This window comes from Enterobacter sp. MF024, assembly GCF_005843915.1.
Taxonomy (GTDB): Bacteria; Pseudomonadota; Gammaproteobacteria; order Enterobacterales; family Enterobacteriaceae; genus Enterobacter; species Enterobacter barmai.
Genome location: NZ_VCBB01000005.1, coordinates 392,403 through 406,892, shown reverse-complemented (window position 1 = coordinate 406,892; position 14,490 = coordinate 392,403). Strand labels below are relative to the sequence as shown.

Annotated in this window: 12 protein-coding genes and 1 pseudogene; 6 read left to right on the top strand and 7 right to left on the bottom strand. The window is 54.8% G+C overall.

The window, feature by feature from the left end; genetic code table 11:
* Window positions 1-104: 104 nt before the first annotated feature.
* The 4 genes and pseudogenes from ascB to dusC all read right to left on the bottom strand — a co-directional run bounded on the left by ascB (window position 105) and on the right by dusC (window position 5,429).
* Window positions 105-1,499 carry a 6-phospho-beta-glucosidase gene (gene ascB, locus FFB58_RS11325; protein ID WP_039031071.1) on the bottom strand — a complete coding sequence of 465 codons (1,395 nt, stop codon included), beginning with the start codon at window positions 1,497-1,499 and terminating at the stop codon, window positions 105-107.
* A gap of 12 nt (window positions 1,500-1,511) precedes the next feature.
* A pseudogene (gene bglF / locus FFB58_RS11320) lies at window positions 1,512-3,483 on the bottom strand (PTS beta-glucoside transporter subunit IIABC).
* 25 nt (window positions 3,484-3,508) lie between these two features.
* Window positions 3,509-4,342, bottom strand: coding sequence for a BglG family transcription antiterminator LicT (gene licT, locus FFB58_RS11315; RefSeq protein ID WP_138369921.1), 834 nt, complete (start codon window positions 4,340-4,342; stop codon window positions 3,509-3,511).
* A gap of 154 nt (window positions 4,343-4,496) precedes the next feature.
* Window positions 4,497-5,429, bottom strand: coding sequence for a tRNA dihydrouridine(16) synthase DusC (dusC, locus tag FFB58_RS11310; protein WP_039031068.1), 933 nt, complete (start codon window positions 5,427-5,429; stop codon window positions 4,497-4,499).
* 233 nt (window positions 5,430-5,662) lie between these two features.
* On the opposite strand from dusC, the gene FFB58_RS11305 reads away from it, so the two are divergent.
* From FFB58_RS11305 to FFB58_RS11280, 6 genes are all read left to right on the top strand, one after another.
* Entirely contained in the window at window positions 5,663-6,061 is a 399-nt protein-coding gene (locus tag FFB58_RS11305; RefSeq protein WP_039031067.1) for a CidA/LrgA family protein, read from the top strand.
* Window positions 6,058-6,753 carry a CidB/LrgB family autolysis modulator gene (locus FFB58_RS11300; RefSeq protein ID WP_138369920.1) on the top strand — a complete coding sequence of 232 codons (696 nt, stop codon included), beginning with the start codon at window positions 6,058-6,060 and terminating at the stop codon, window positions 6,751-6,753. Before FFB58_RS11305 ends, FFB58_RS11300 begins: the two co-directional genes overlap by 4 nt.
* Before the next feature lie 128 nt (window positions 6,754-6,881).
* Window positions 6,882-7,766, top strand: coding sequence for a cytidine deaminase (gene cdd / locus FFB58_RS11295; protein ID WP_138369919.1), 885 nt, complete (start codon window positions 6,882-6,884; stop codon window positions 7,764-7,766).
* A gap of 128 nt (window positions 7,767-7,894) precedes the next feature.
* Entirely contained in the window at window positions 7,895-8,608 is a 714-nt protein-coding gene (gene sanA, locus FFB58_RS11290; protein ID WP_039031064.1) for an outer membrane permeability protein SanA, read from the top strand.
* A 135-nt stretch (window positions 8,609-8,743) separates the two neighbouring features.
* A complete protein-coding gene (locus tag FFB58_RS11285; protein WP_138369918.1) occupies window positions 8,744-10,093 on the top strand; it encodes a HipA domain-containing protein in 1,350 nt (449 codons plus the stop codon).
* Window positions 10,090-10,551, top strand: coding sequence for a helix-turn-helix transcriptional regulator (locus FFB58_RS11280; protein ID WP_138369917.1), 462 nt, complete (start codon window positions 10,090-10,092; stop codon window positions 10,549-10,551). Before FFB58_RS11285 ends, FFB58_RS11280 begins: the two co-directional genes overlap by 4 nt.
* A gap of 40 nt (window positions 10,552-10,591) precedes the next feature.
* Here FFB58_RS11280 and mglC read toward each other — a convergent pair whose 3' ends face one another.
* From mglC to mglB, 3 genes are all read right to left on the bottom strand, one after another.
* A complete protein-coding gene (gene mglC / locus FFB58_RS11275) occupies window positions 10,592-11,602 on the bottom strand; it encodes a galactose/methyl galactoside ABC transporter permease MglC (protein WP_039031063.1) in 1,011 nt (336 codons plus the stop codon).
* A 15-nt stretch (window positions 11,603-11,617) separates the two neighbouring features.
* Window positions 11,618-13,138, bottom strand: coding sequence for a galactose/methyl galactoside ABC transporter ATP-binding protein MglA (mglA, locus tag FFB58_RS11270; protein WP_039031062.1), 1,521 nt, complete (start codon window positions 13,136-13,138; stop codon window positions 11,618-11,620).
* 71 nt (window positions 13,139-13,209) lie between these two features.
* On the bottom strand, window positions 13,210-14,208 hold the full coding sequence (mglB, locus tag FFB58_RS11265; protein ID WP_039031061.1) for a galactose/glucose ABC transporter substrate-binding protein MglB: 999 nt from the start codon (window positions 14,206-14,208) through the stop codon (window positions 13,210-13,212).
* Between the last annotated feature and the right edge of the window lie 282 nt (window positions 14,209-14,490).

Below are 14,490 nucleotides of genomic sequence, written 5' to 3'. Positions count from 1 at the left end.
CCCGCTTCGTCTCCTTTTTTTAGGAATGGGTGGCAATGCACAATTTGTCATACCTTTACATATCCGGCAAAGGTGCCCGGCATAGCACCGGGCCCTTGCGGTGATTACGCTTTCAGCGAAGCGCCATTGGTCGCAATCACCTCCTGATACCAGTAAAAACTCTTCTTACGACTGCGCGCCAGGGTGCCAGCGCCGCTGTCGTCACGATCGACATAGATAAAACCGTAGCGTTTGGAGAGCTCGGCTTTGGAGGCGCTCACCAGGTCAATCGGCCCCCAGCTGGTGTAGCCCATCACCTCCACCCCGTCGTCAATGGCCTCACGCACCTGCACCAGGTGGTCGTTGAGGTAGCTGATACGGTAATCATCCTGCACCACGCCATCGGCGTCCGGCTTGTCTTTGGCACCCAGACCGTTCTCGACAATAAACAGCGGCTTCTGATAGCGATCCCAGAGCACGTTCAGCAGGGTGCGTAGGCCGACCGGATCGATCTGCCAGCCCCACTCAGAGCTTGCCAGGTACGGATTCGGCACCATATTCAGAATATTGGCGCGCGCCTGCTGGTTCAGCGCTTCATCGGTGGTGACGCAGCCGGTCATGTAGTAGCTGAAGGAGATAAAATCGATGGTCGATTTCAGCGCCTCGCGATCGGCATCGGTAATGTCGAGCTCAATGCCGTTATCGCGGAAGAAACGCAGCATATAGCCCGGATACGCCCCGCGGCACTGCACGTCGCCGAAGAACTGCCAGGCGCGGTTTTCCTGCAAGGCTTCCAGCACATCGTCCGGCTTGCAGGTCAGTGGATAGACCAGGCCACCCAGCAGCATATTGCCAATTTTCGCGTCCGGGATGATTTCGTGGCAGGCCTTCACCGCCAGCGCGCTCGCCACCAGCTGATGGTGAATCGCCTGATACACTTCCGCCTTGCTGCTGGTTTCCGGCAGGCCAACGCCGGTCATCGGCGCGTGCAGGGACATGTTGATCTCGTTGAAGGTGAGCCACAGCTTCACCTTATCCTGATAGCGGGTGAAGACGGTGCGGGCATAATGTTCGAAGAAGCCAATCACCCGGCGGCTGCCCCAGCCGCCGTACTGTTTCACCAGCCTCCACGGCATCTCGTAGTGTGAGAGGGTCACCAGCGGCGTGATGTTGTGCGCCGCCAGCTCGTCAAACAGCTTATCGTAGAAGGCCAGTCCGGCTTCGTTGGGCTGCTGCTCGTCGCCGTTCGGGAAGATACGCGTCCAGGCAATGGAGACGCGCAGGCAGCTGAAGCCCATTTCGGCGAACAGCTGGATGTCCTCGGGGTAGCGATGATAAAAATCGATGGCCACATCCTTAATGCCGCTGTCGCCCGCCACGCGCTCCACCACCGGGCCAAACACCCCCTGGGGCTGAACGTCAGAGGTAGAGAGACCTTTGCCATCTTCCAGGTAAGCGCCTTCGACCTGATTAGCGGCAACCGCGCCGCCCCATAAGAAATTATCCGGGAACGTTTTCATTCTCTTCTCCTGTTATTGATGGCTGACGCACAGCAGCGGCGCGCCAGCCTGGACAGCGGTTGCTGCCACGGTAACGACCTCGCTGTAGTCGTCGCTGTTACTGATAATAATGGGTGTCGCCAGATCGTATCCGGCATCGATAATGGCCTGGCGATCGAACTCCAGCAGCAGATCGCCCGGCTGCACTTTGTCCCCCACCTTTACGTGGGCGGTAAACGGCTTGCCGTCGAGCTTCACGGTGTCGATCCCGACGTGGATCAGCACTTCGATGCCGCTGTCGCTCAGCAGGCCGATGGCATGTTTAGTGGCAAACAGCGAGGCAACCTCCCCGGCAAAAGGGGCGATGACCTTGTTGTCGGCGGGAATAATCGCCGCGCCCTGTCCGAGCAGGCCGCTGGCGAAGGTGGCGTCCGGCACCTGATCCAGTGCCAGCACGCTACCGTTCATCGGTGACAGGACATCGTTTTCACCCGCAGTGACGGCGACCGGCGTCGCTTCTGCCGCGCGGCGCGGCATCCCGGCCACCATCGTCAGCACGCAGCTCAGCAGCAGCGCGACCAGTAATCCGAGAACGCCGCCCCACAGGGTGGCATCGACGCCGCCAGGCGGAATCATCTGCGCAATGGTGAAGATATTGCCAAAACCGAAGGAGTAGACGTGCGTATCGCTGAAGCCGACAATCGCCCCACCGATGGCCCCGGCCACGCAGCCAAAAATAAACGGACGGCGCAGCGGCAGATTGACGCCATAGACCGCGGGTTCGGTAATGCCGAAGATCCCCGCCGTCACCGAAGAGCCCGCCAGCATCTTCTGCCGGGCATCACGGGTGCGCAGGAATACCCCCAGCGCCGCCCCGACCTGGCCGAATACGGCAGGCAGCAGCATCGGCAGCATGGAGTCGTGCCCCAGCACCGCCAGGTTGTTGATCATCAGCGGCACCAGCCCCCAGTGCAGACCGAAGATCACGCAGACCTGCCACAGGGCACCCATCGCCGCGCCCGCCAGCCAGGGCGCCAGCGCGTAAACCCACTGATAGCCGTTGGCCAGCATCTGGCTGAGCAAGGTGGCGACCGGGCCAATCGCCAGGAAAGTGAGCGGCACCGTCACCCCCAGGCAGATAAGCGGCGTGAAGAAGTTTTTCATTGCCGACGGCAGGCGTTTTGCGCTCTGTTTTTCCAGCCAGCAGCTCACCCACGCCGCGAGAATGATCGGAATGACCGATGAGCTGTAATTAAACCAGGTCACCGGAATGGACAGGAAGGCGTCCCCAGCCGCCCCGGCCTGCTGGCTGGCCTCAAAGGCCTGAATCATCACCGGATGGACCAGCGCCCCGCCAATCACCATCGTGATAAACGGGTTGCCGCCAAACTTTTTCCCGGCGGTGTAGCCCAGCACCAGCGGGAAGAAGAAGAACAGCGCATCGCTGGCGGCAAACCAGATTTTGTAAGTGCCGCTGTCGGTAGCCAGCCAGCCGCAGACCACCGCCAGCGCCAGCAGCCCTTTCAGGATACCGGAGGCAGCCAGGATGCCGATAAACGGGGTAAAAATGCCAGACACAATGTCGATCAGCTGGTTCAGGGGGTTGCCCTTCTCCCCTGCGCTATCCGCCACCGGCGTCTCGTCACTGAGGCCCGCTTCGCTGCGCACCGCCTGCCAGACATCGTGGACGTGGTTGCCGATCACCACCTGGAACTGCCCGCCGCTCTCCACCACCATGATCACGCCCGGGTTTTGCTTTAGCCCTTCGGCGTTCGCACGCAGTGGCTCTTTCAGTTTGAAACGCAGCCGGGTCGCGCAATGAACCAGGCTGACGATGTTCTCTTTGCCGCCCACGTGGGCGAGAATATCCTTCGCCAGTGCTTGATATTCCATCTCTTTATCCTTCTTCACTGCCCGCAGGCAGGGTTTGACTGAGTCCTGAAAATAAAAAAAACCCGAGAACGACGCCCTTTCGGGAGCCGCGCTCAGGTTTTGCCTGCGTTATGCAGTAACAATCCAGTTGTGGGGACTTAGCGCCCCTCTTTTCTCACGCGCTCAATATGAATGGTGAGAAACATAATCTCTTCGGTGGTCAGCTCGCGCTGATAACTCTTTTGCAGATGCCGGGCTATTTTCTCGGCACAGCCCCACGCCTTCGCGTAGTTGTCCTTTACCGCCGAATGCAGCGACGCGTCGTCATCGGCCACCACGGTGCGGGTCAGCATCCGCTGGGCAAAAAACTTCAGATGGGTGACGAAGCGCTGATAGCTGAGCGACTCTTCGTCATACTCCAGCTGCAGGCTGTACTTCACCAGCTGCAGGATCTCCTGCATTACCCGGGTGACATGCATCACTTCCGGCATCTCGCTGTGCAGCTGGGCGGTGACCAGATGCAGGGCAATAAATCCGGCTTCATCTTCATCCAGCTGTACCTCCAGCCGTTTCGCGATGATCGCCCGGGCCTCCTGGCCCAGCTCAAACTCTTTCGGGTAGAGCCGCTTTATCTCCCACAGCAGGACGTTTTTGATCGCCAGTCCCTTTTTCTGCCGCTCAATGGCAAAGTAGCAGTGGTCGGTTAAGGTGATGTACAGACTCTCCTGCAGTTTGCCCAGCCGCTGCGTCGCCAGCCCGATAATGCGGTCGCAGGTGGTCATCACCTCAAGCGGGATCTGGCTGAGTAACTCCCCCAGCCGATGCACCAGCTCGTCACTTTGCAGGGCAAACACTTTCTCGATGTTCTCTTTCGGGACCACGTCGCCGATGCGTTTCTGAAAGCCCAGCCCACGGCCCATCACCACCTGTTCGCGCCCCTGTTCATCCAGAACAACCACCACATTGTTATTCAGTATTTTGGCGATTTTCATTCCATGCCCCAGAAACAAAAAAACCTGACCTCCGGCAGAAGCCAGAAAATCAGGTTTTGCCTGCCGCAGCAGTAACAATCCAGTTAACGCACTTTATCAGTTTCGTTCTGAGCCACAATGCGCCCCGCTAAAAAACGTGACGCAGATCGAACTGTTACTTCGCCTGGATCGCCCGGGCGATATCCGCCGAGGTTTGCAGGGTGCGGATCTCCTGGAACAGATCCAGGGCCTCGTCGTACTCTTTGCGCAGATAGCTCAGCCACTGTTTGATGCGCGCCACGTGATACAGGCCGGTGTCGCCCTGCTTTTCGAGGCGGGAGTATTTCTTTAGCAGGGTTACAACGTCCGGCCACGGCATGCGCGGCTCGTCGTATTTAATCACCCGGCTGAGGTTAGGCACGTTCAGCGCCCCGCGCCCGATCATAATGGCATCGCAGCCGGTTGCCGCCATGCACGCCAGGGCGCTCTCGCGATCCCAGATCTCGCCGTTCGCCACCACCGGGATGGTCAGACGTTTGCGGATCTCGCCGATGGCCTGCCAGTTGATGCGTTCAGCTTTGTAGCCATCTTCTTTGGTGCGCCCGTGCACCACCAACTCGGTGGCTCCCGCCTGCTGCACGGCGTCGGCAATTTCAAACTGCCTGTCGCCGCTGTCCCAGCCGAGGCGCACCTTCACCGTCACCGGCAGATGCGAGGGCACCGCTTCGCGCATCGCTTTTGCGCCACGGTAGATAAGCTCGGGATCTTTGAGCAGCGTGGCCCCGCCGCCGCTGCCGTTAACCATTTTCGACGGGCAGCCGCAGTTGAGATCCACGCCCCAGGATCCCAGCTCGACGGCGCGGGCGGCGTTTTCCGCCAGCCACTCGGGATATTGGCCTAATAGCTGAACGCGCACCAGCGTACCGGAGGCGGTACGGCTCTGGCGATGCAGCTCCGGGCAGAGTCTGTAAAACGATTTTACCGGCAACAACATATCCACCACCCGCAGGAACTCGGTGATGCAGAGATCATAATCGTTAACGTCGGTCAGCAGCTCGCGCACCAGCGAATCGAGCACGCCTTCCATCGGTGCCAGTAATACACGCATATCAGTACCCGTAAAAAAAGACGCGCTATGGTATCTGCTCTGTGTAACGGTGGAAAGCCCTGTTTCGGGGCTCGCGGAACCAGACTGATTTATAATGTTTTTACCCCTGTTCCCGGGGGAATGCCCAGGGTTCCGGATGGGAATGTCTGGTATGCTCAAAAGTCATGATGTGATCCGTAGCACGTTTCCGGTTTTAATTGTATGATGAATGCGTTTCATCAAGGGCTTTCACCATGAATAAATCTCTGATAGTCGTCTGGCAGTACCTGCGCGCGTTCGTCCTGATATATGCCTGCCTGTACGCCGGTATTTTTCTCGCCTCCCTGCTGCCAATCACCATCCCCGGCAGCATTATTGGCATGTTGATCCTGTTTGTGCTGCTTGCGCTGCAAATCCTCCCGGCAAACTGGGTTAAGCCCGGCTGTTCGGTGCTGATCCGCTATATGGCGCTGCTGTTCGTCCCCATCGGTGTGGGCGTGATGCAGTATTACGATCTGCTGAGCGCGCAGTTTGGTCCGATATTCGTCTCCTGCACTATCAGCACCCTGGTGGTGTTTTTAGTGGTCAGCTGGAGCACGCATCTTGCGCACGGAGAACGTAACGTGGTTGGGCAGAAAGGACAGAAAAAATGATGGCTAATATCTGGTGGTCCCTGCCGCTTACCATTGCGGTCTTCTTCGCCGCCCGCAAGCTGGCGGTGCGCCTGAAGTTCCCCCTTCTCAACCCGCTGCTGGTGGCGATGGTGGTGATCATTCCTTTCCTGCTGCTAACCGGCATTCCCTACGCGAAATATTTCCAGGGCAGCAAGGTGCTCAACGACCTGCTGCAGCCTGCGGTGGTGGCGCTGGCGTTTCCGCTGTACGAACAGCTGCACCAGATCCGCGCCCGCTGGAAATCAATTATTACCATCTGCCTGGCCGGCAGCGTGGTGGCAATGATCACCGGCACCTCAGTGGCGCTGCTGATGGGCGCAACGCCGGAAATTGCGGCCTCCATTCTGCCGAAATCGGTGACCACGCCGATCGCGATGGCGGTGGGCGGCAGCCTCGGTGGCATTCCGGCGATCAGCGCCGTGTGCGTGATTTATGTTGGTATTCTGGGTGCGGTATTAGGCCATACGCTGCTGAATGCCATGCGCATTCGCACCAAATCGGCCCGCGGTCTGGCGATGGGCACCGCCTCACACGCCCTCGGCACCGCCCGCTGTGCGGAGCTGGATTATCAGGAAGGAGCGTTCAGTTCTCTGGCGCTGGTGATCTGCGGGATTTTGACCTCGCTGATCGCGCCGTTCCTGTTCCCGATTATTCTGGCGGTAGTGGGCTAAAATTTGCGACGTGTCGCGCATTTTTCATTTGAGTTTCATAAGTTGCACACATAATGAGATCTAAATCACATATAAAGCCCCAACGGCTCCGTACACTACCGATCCATTAACCTTTATGAGACATCGCCATGCATCCACGTTTTCAATCAGCTTTCGCTCAGCTTGCAGAGAATTTGCAGTCAGCCCTGGCCCCGATTCTGGCGGATGCACACTTCCCCGCCCTGCTGACGGCTACACAGGTCGCCGGGCTGAAACGTGCTACAGAGCTGGATGATGACGCGCTGGCCTTTGCGCTTCTGCCGCTGGCGGCGTCCTGCGCCCGTGCTGACCTTTCGCATTTCAACGTGGGTGCCATTGCCCGCGGCGTGAGCGGCACCTGGTACTTCGGCGGCAATATGGAGTTTCTCGGCGCCACCATGCAGCAGACCGTTCACGCTGAACAGAGCGCCATCAGCCACGCCTGGCTGCGCGGTGAAAAAGCCCTGCAGGCAATCACCGTCAACTACACCCCGTGCGGCCACTGCCGTCAGTTTATGAACGAACTCAACAGCGGTTTAGAGCTGCGTATCAACCTGCCGGGTCGCGCCCCGCATACGCTGGCGGATTACCTGCCGGATGCGTTCGGACCAAAAGATCTCGAGATTAAATCCCTGCTGATGGATGAGCAGGATCACGGTTACGCCTTAAGCGGAGACGAACTGGCTCAGGCCGCCATTCTTGCCGCCAACAAGGCGCACGCGCCGTACAGTAACTCCCCGAGCGGCGTGGCGCTGGAGTGTCGTGACGGGCGTATCTTTACCGGCAGCTATGCCGAAAACGCCGCCTTTAACCCGACGCTGCCGCCGTTGCAGGGTGCGCTGAACCTGCTCAGCCTGAACGGTTACGACTACCCGGATATCCAGCGCGCCATTCTGGCGGAAAAAGCCGATGCGCCGCTGATCCAGTGGGATGCTACCGCAGCCACGCTGCGCGCCCTGGGTTGTACCAGTATCGATCGCGTACTGCTGGCGTAAGTCTCTGATGCGGGCAGCAATGCCCGCTCAACTGATGAAAATCCCCCCAATTAAACCGCCGTTTCTTGCGCTTACCAGACGGGTAAAGTAGCCTGAGTGAAATTTCACCTTTGGTAAGAGTCATCTGTATGTTAAAGCGCGTGTTTTACAGCCTGGTTGTCCTGATCGGCATCGTGCTGTTGACTGCGCTTGGCCTCGACCGCTGGATGAGCTGGAAAACGGCTCCTTATATCTTCGATGACCTTCAGGATCTGCCCTACCGTCAGGTCGGCGTGGTGCTCGGTACCGCCAAGTATTACCGCACCGGGGTGATCAACCAGTATTACCGTTACCGCATTCAGGGGGCGCTCAACGCTTATAACAGCGGCAAAGTTAATTATCTGCTGCTGAGCGGCGATAACGCGCTCCAGAGCTATAACGAGCCGGTCACCATGCGCAAGGATTTGATTGCCGCAGGCGTTGACCCGGCCGATATCGTGCTCGACTACGCCGGTTTCCGGACCCTCGATTCCATTGTCCGCACCCGTAAGGTGTTTGATACCAACGATTTCATCATCATCACCCAGCGTTTCCACTGCGAGCGTGCGCTGTTTATCGCCCTGCATATGGGCATTCAGGCGCAGTGCTATGCGGTTCCGTCACCGAAAGACATGCTCACCGTCCGGGTACGCGAATTTGGCGCTCGCCTGGGGGCGCTGGCGGATCTCTATGTCTTTAAACGTGAACCACGATTCCTGGGTCCGCTGGTGCCGATCCCGGCAATGACGGAAGTCCCGGCCGATGCCCAGGGTTATCCGGCGGTAACACCTGACCAGCTGCTGGAAATGCAGAAGAAGAAATAACCCTCCACGTTTAATGTGTTACATAGCACACATTAAATCTTCTCACCTTCACTTATGAGTAACTTAAGTTACATTAACTGGAAAATTGCTGGTTAATGCGTAATATTTTACTCATCCGTGAAAGTGGAGATGATGATGGAGTCATTAACAATACAGGCGTGGCTGGACAGTGAATGGCAAGATATTGCGATTGTCACTTTCCCTTATAGTGATAATGACGACTGGCGAACCACAGAGGTAAACTATCTCTCTGATTATGCTATAGATTTCCTCGACAACGACGATCATCATGCCGTCTCCCTGAATTATCCTGTCTCCCTGTACTTTGATGATGGAGGCAAACCCGGCTGGCTGAGATTCCTGGATGACATCATCCCAAGCGGCGCAAGTCGTCGTTACTGGATGAACTACCTCGACATTAACGATCTGCCCATGGGTCAGCAAAATTTTATCCTGCTGAAATATGGCACGATGTCTCCTGTGGGTAATCTGCGCATTAAAGAATCCGTTCCCGATTACCATCCGCAGGCAGAGACGCACTATTTTACGGTAGAGGATGTGATTAACCGCGCCGCCGATTTTCTCGATTATGCTCAGGAAAGGGGCGCGGCTGCTGGTGGGGCAACGGGTGCTGGCGGGGAAGCGCCAAAATTATTGTTACGGTGCAGCCAGGAACAACGGATCTGGATAGATACCTGGCAAAACAGCCCTGATAATCAGGACAGTTATTATCTGGTTAAGTACCCCCGGGGTGCGAGAAATGAAATCGACTGCAATATATTACGCGCTGAATTTCATTATTATCATGAACTGACCGCCATGGGGTTCAGCACCATCCCCATTGAAGGGATGAAGCTAACAGAGGGTCAAAGCTACCCTTCTTTATGGTTGCCCCGATTTGATATCGCCAGAAGCGCGCAGGGAGAGCTCATCAAGCTGGGGATGGAGTCCGTCTATTCCATGTTGCAAAAGGGCCCGGGCGTTACGCTCGATCATGAAACGACGATTCGCACATTAATCGACAAAATTGCCCGCAGTAATATGTGTCGCGAGCAGGGATATGATTTCGATATCCCCGCCTTTGTCATCGAATGGGTTCGCCGGGACCTGCTGAATATCGTGTTCGCCAACAGTGACAATCACGGTCGAAATACCGCTTTTATCAAAACGGAAAATGCCATTTATCTGGCTCCGATATACGATTTTGCCCCCATGAAAGCAGACCCGGAAGGGATCCCACGCTCAACGAAATGGTCATTACCTTACGAATCAGGCGGTGAGTACGATTTCACCGGCATCGCTCAGGCGTTGTCTGATTTAGTTCCTGCCTCCCAACTGAGCGCGGCGTTAAGAGAAACGTCAGCGCAGCTTGTTGGACTTAAAGCCCGCCTGCAGGAAAGAGGTGTGCCAGAACAGATCCTTGAGATGCCCGCCACAGGCTTTAACTTTATCGCCGATAAACTGACGCGCTGGAAATTGCTATGAAACCTTCTGATAAGAAACAGTCAGACCTGAGTGCCACGCTGGCAAATCTACGCAGCCGCAATCGGCGCCTCCCCTCTTCTCCTCTTCCTGAAGAGAGTGAAGCGAATTTAACAGGATCAGGCAGTCAACGATTTTCACCCACTAAACCCAGGGTCAACACGCTGGATCGTAAATCGGTGATGCATGCCATTATTTTGGATCTGTTGCTGGGGAAGGTCACGCAAGGCCAGGCACTGAAGCGACTCAGGCTGGAGGTTCTGGGGCTGCGGCAGGATGATTATGCTCGTCTGGTAAAGGTGGCGCGTAAGACATTATCAGAAGTGGAAAATGATAAAGGCAATTTTTCTGTGGAGATGATTAATAAGGTTTTTAAACCGTTCGGACTGGAAACCGGGCTGGTACCCACCTCAAAATCACTCCTCGTTTCACTGTTAGGCAATGAACCACAGCAAGCATAAAAAAACCCGCTCGTGAGCGGGTTTTTCAGCGACAGGATAATTACTTCTTACGCGCGTACTTCAGGGAGTCCAGCGCAACGGCGAAGATAATGATCGCGCCTTTGATGATGTACTGCCAGTAAGGGTTCACGCCGATGTAGGTCAGGCCGTAGTTGATAACGGTGAAGATGATCACACCGGTTACCACACCCAGTACGGTACCCACGCCACCGCTGAACGACACGCCACCTACCACGCAGGCGGCAATCGCATCCAGCTCATACATAAAGCCGAGGTTGTTGGTGGCGGAGCCGATACGACCCGCTTCCAGCAGACCACCGAAGGCGTAGAACACGCCGGACAGGGCATAGATAACCAGCAGGTTCAGCGCAACGTTAACACCGGAGACTTTCGCCGCTTCCGGGTTACCACCGATAGCGAAGATGTTCTTACCGAAGCGGGTTTTGTTCCACAGGATCCAGACGAACGCCACCGCAATCAGCGCGTAGAAGGTGATGTAGGAAAGGCGGAAGCTGCCCATCGCGATAAAGCCCTGCGTGAAGGTCGAGAAGCCGCTGTCGAAACCGGAAATCGGCGATGCGCCCACGAAGTCGTAATACAGGGAGTTGATGCCGTAAACGATGATCATCGTGCCGAGAGTCGTAATGAACGGCGTAACGTTCAGGTACGCGATGATGATGCCGTTAATCAGGCCAATGATGGCACCGATGGCGCAGACAATCAGGATCACCAGGAAAATTGGCATGGTTGCCATTTCCGGGAACACCTTGTTGGCGTTTTCCATCGACTGCAGGAGCGTTGCCGCGACCACCGCCGCCAGACCAACCTGACGACCGGCTGACAGGTCAGTACCCTGGGTGACGATCAGACCCGCCACGCCCAGGGCGATAATAATACGCACCGAAGACTGGGTCAGAATGTTACTTAAGTTCAGCAGACTTAAGAAGGTCGGGTCCTGGAAAATAATAATGGCCAGTAAAACTAAAAGAACAACGTAAATACCGCCTTCTTTCAGATAAGTAAGAAAACTTTTCTTATTTAACGCACTCATGAGGAGCCCCTGATCTTAAAGGTGCAAAGACGCAAGACGCAAAATTTCGTTTTGCGTTGTCGTTTTGGTGTCAACAATTCCGGCAACGAGACCATTGCTCATAACCAGAATACGATCTGTGATCCCTAACAATTCCGGCATTTCGGAAGAAATAATAATAATCCCTTTATCTTTCTTGGCTAATTCAGCAATCAGCTGATAGATTTCAAATTTTGCACCTACGTCGATACCGCGGGTAGGTTCATCCAGCATCAGAATTTCAGGCTGGGTTAACAACCAGCGTCCAATAATAACCTTCTGCTGGTTACCACCGGAGAGCGAGCCAATTTGCGTGCGATGTCCTGGGGTTTTTACGCGCATGGAGTCAATTACCCACTGGGTATCGCTCTTCATGCGGGAATTATCCAGCAGACCGATTTTGTTTTTGTAATTATGAATATTCGAAATTAAGGAGTTAAAGTTAATATCCAGATAGGCATAAATACCGGTCGAGCGGCGCTCTTCCGTTACCAGCGCAAAGCCGTGGTTAATGGCTTCGTTGGCGTTGTGGTTATTAATCTTTTTCCCGTGCAGAGTGATTGTCCCGCCCGATTTCTCGCGAATACCAAACAGCGTTTCGACGATATCGGTACGCTTGGCGCCCACCAGACCGGCAATCCCGAGGATCTCCCCTTTATGCAGATCGAAGGAGATATCGCGGATTGAAGGCTGGCGCAACGACGTGAGGTTGCGGACTTCCAGAATCACTTCGCCCGGCTTGTTCTCTTTGTTCGGGAAACGCTGGTTCAGGGAGCGGCCAACCATCATGGCGATGATCTTGTCCATGTCCAGCCCTTCCAGCGGCTGGGTGGCAATCCACTGGCCGTCACGCAGGACCGTAATCTCATCGCACAACTGGAAGATCTCTTCCATTTTGTGGGAGATATAAACGATGCCGCAACCGCGATCTTTCAGCTTACGGATAATGGTGAACAGATGGTTCACCTCTTTCTCCGTTAACGAAGAGGTTGGCTCATCCATAATAACGATTTTGGCGTTATAGGAGAAAGCCTTGGCGATTTCGATCATCTGCATCTGTGAAACAGATAAGGTACCGACGCGCGCGCGCGGATCGATATCAATATCCAGTTCATCAAAAATAGCTTTGGTGTCGCGATACATTTTGTCCTGATCGACAAATACGCCTTTGGTCGGATAACGACCCAGCCACATATTGTCCATAACAGAACGCTGAAGTACCAGGTTAAGTTCCTGGTGAACCATCGAAATACCGTTTTCCAGTGCCTCTTTGGCGGAATGGAAATCGATCTCTTTCCCCTGAAAAAGAATGCTGCCAGAATCTTTTTGATAGATCCCAAATAAGCATTTCAATAACGTTGATTTACCCGCACCGTTCTCCCCCATTAATGCATGAATGGAGTGAGGCCGTACTTTTAAATTAACATTATCCAGTGCTTTAACACCGGGAAAAGACTTGTTGATACCGCTCATTTCCAACAAGAATTCACCGGACGACTGAGTCGTTGTGCTGACCATAATTATACCTTCTCGGCCTCGCGTCGCGTGATAAAAGGGCGCAGAAACTGCGCCCAGTGGAATGCAATAACTTATTTACCGGTGAACTGCGCCAGGTTTTCCTGATCTACGCCAACGTACGGTACGCGAACAACTTTATTCTCGATTTTCCAGTTAGTACCGTCAGCAGCGCCTTTGCCTTCTGCCAGGTTTTTCGCCAGATCGAAGGTGGCTTTCGCCTGGTTGTTAGCATCGTTCAGCACGGTACCGGCCATTGCGCCAGATTTAACCAGAGCCAGTGCTTCAGGCAGGGCATCCACACCAAATACCGGGATAGAAGATTTGTTGTGTGCTTTCAGTGCTTCTACCGCGCCCATTGCCATCGCATCGTTGTTTGCGATAACCACTTCAATTTTGTTAGCGTTAGGACCGGACAGCCATGCGTCCATCTTGTCTTTCGCCTGAGCGGTGTCCCACATTGCGGTATCTAATGCCAGCTGCTGGGTTTTCAGGCCCTTGTCGTTCAGCTCTTTGATAACGTAGGTGGTACGTGCTTCAGCGTCCGGGTGGCCCGGTTCGCCTTTCAGCAGTACGAACTGAACCTGACCATCTTTGTTCAGATCCCAGTTCGGGTTAGCCGCCCAGTGTTTAGCAATCAGGTCGCCCTGAATAATGCCGGATTCTTTGGAGTCAGTACCGACGTAGAACGCTTTGTCGTAGCTATCCAGCGCTTTACGGGAAGGTTCTTTGTTGAAGAACACCACTGGCACGTTCTGGCCACGTGCTTTCTCGATAACGGTACCTGCAGCAGCCGGGTCAACCAGGTTGATTGCCAGTGCTTTCACGCCTTTCGCCAGCAGAACGTCGATCTGGTCGTTCTGTTTGGACTGGTCATTCTGGGAGTCATTCATCAGCAGCTGAACGTCTGGCGCACCTTTGCCTTCTTTCTCGATTGCCTTACGCACAACAGACATAAAGTTGTCGTCATACTTATAGATAGTCACACCAATACGGCTATCTGCAGCGTGCGCGGCGGCACCGAAAAACATGCTTGCCATAAGAGCAGACAGAGTCAACACCTTCTTATTCATGATATCTCCGATTTTTATGCAGGGTAGTTCGTGTGAATAAGGCTCGGCGGGCACATGTTAAAGAAACGTTGCTGCCGGCCGAAGTCCACTTATAAAATTTCTATCTTCCTTGGTCGGTAACGCTCCAGAATGCGTTTTTTTGGTTGTTTAACGTACCTTGGCTATAGTCAAAGTGATTAATCACCGTTACATAGCGTTTCAGTTGCTAAAACGCTGACATCATAGACAGCGCATTGTTAAGTTACTGTGAATTTACTCACAAATTGAAAACGGTTACATCAC

What these genes read in the sequence shown, in the direction of transcription:
- mglC (WP_039031063.1), bottom strand. Translation starts at nt 11,602, where the DNA reads ATGAGTGCGTTAAATAAGAAAAGTTTTCTTACTTATCTGAAAGAAGGC.
- licT (WP_138369921.1), bottom strand. Translation starts at nt 4,342, where the DNA reads ATGAAAATCGCCAAAATACTGAATAACAATGTGGTGGTTGTTCTGGAT.
- dusC (WP_039031068.1), bottom strand. Translation starts at nt 5,429, where the DNA reads ATGCGTGTATTACTGGCACCGATGGAAGGCGTGCTCGATTCGCTGGTG.
- mglA (WP_039031062.1), bottom strand. Translation starts at nt 13,138, where the DNA reads ATGGTCAGCACAACGACTCAGTCGTCCGGTGAATTCTTGTTGGAAATG.
- cdd (WP_138369919.1), top strand. Translation starts at nt 6,882, where the DNA reads ATGCATCCACGTTTTCAATCAGCTTTCGCTCAGCTTGCAGAGAATTTG.
- ascB (WP_039031071.1), bottom strand. Translation starts at nt 1,499, where the DNA reads ATGAAAACGTTCCCGGATAATTTCTTATGGGGCGGCGCGGTTGCCGCT.
- FFB58_RS11305 (WP_039031067.1), top strand. Translation starts at nt 5,663, where the DNA reads ATGAATAAATCTCTGATAGTCGTCTGGCAGTACCTGCGCGCGTTCGTC.
- FFB58_RS11280 (WP_138369917.1), top strand. Translation starts at nt 10,090, where the DNA reads ATGAAACCTTCTGATAAGAAACAGTCAGACCTGAGTGCCACGCTGGCA.
- sanA (WP_039031064.1), top strand. Translation starts at nt 7,895, where the DNA reads ATGTTAAAGCGCGTGTTTTACAGCCTGGTTGTCCTGATCGGCATCGTG.
- mglB (WP_039031061.1), bottom strand. Translation starts at nt 14,208, where the DNA reads ATGAATAAGAAGGTGTTGACTCTGTCTGCTCTTATGGCAAGCATGTTT.
- FFB58_RS11285 (WP_138369918.1), top strand. Translation starts at nt 8,744, where the DNA reads ATGGAGTCATTAACAATACAGGCGTGGCTGGACAGTGAATGGCAAGAT.
- FFB58_RS11300 (WP_138369920.1), top strand. Translation starts at nt 6,058, where the DNA reads ATGATGGCTAATATCTGGTGGTCCCTGCCGCTTACCATTGCGGTCTTC.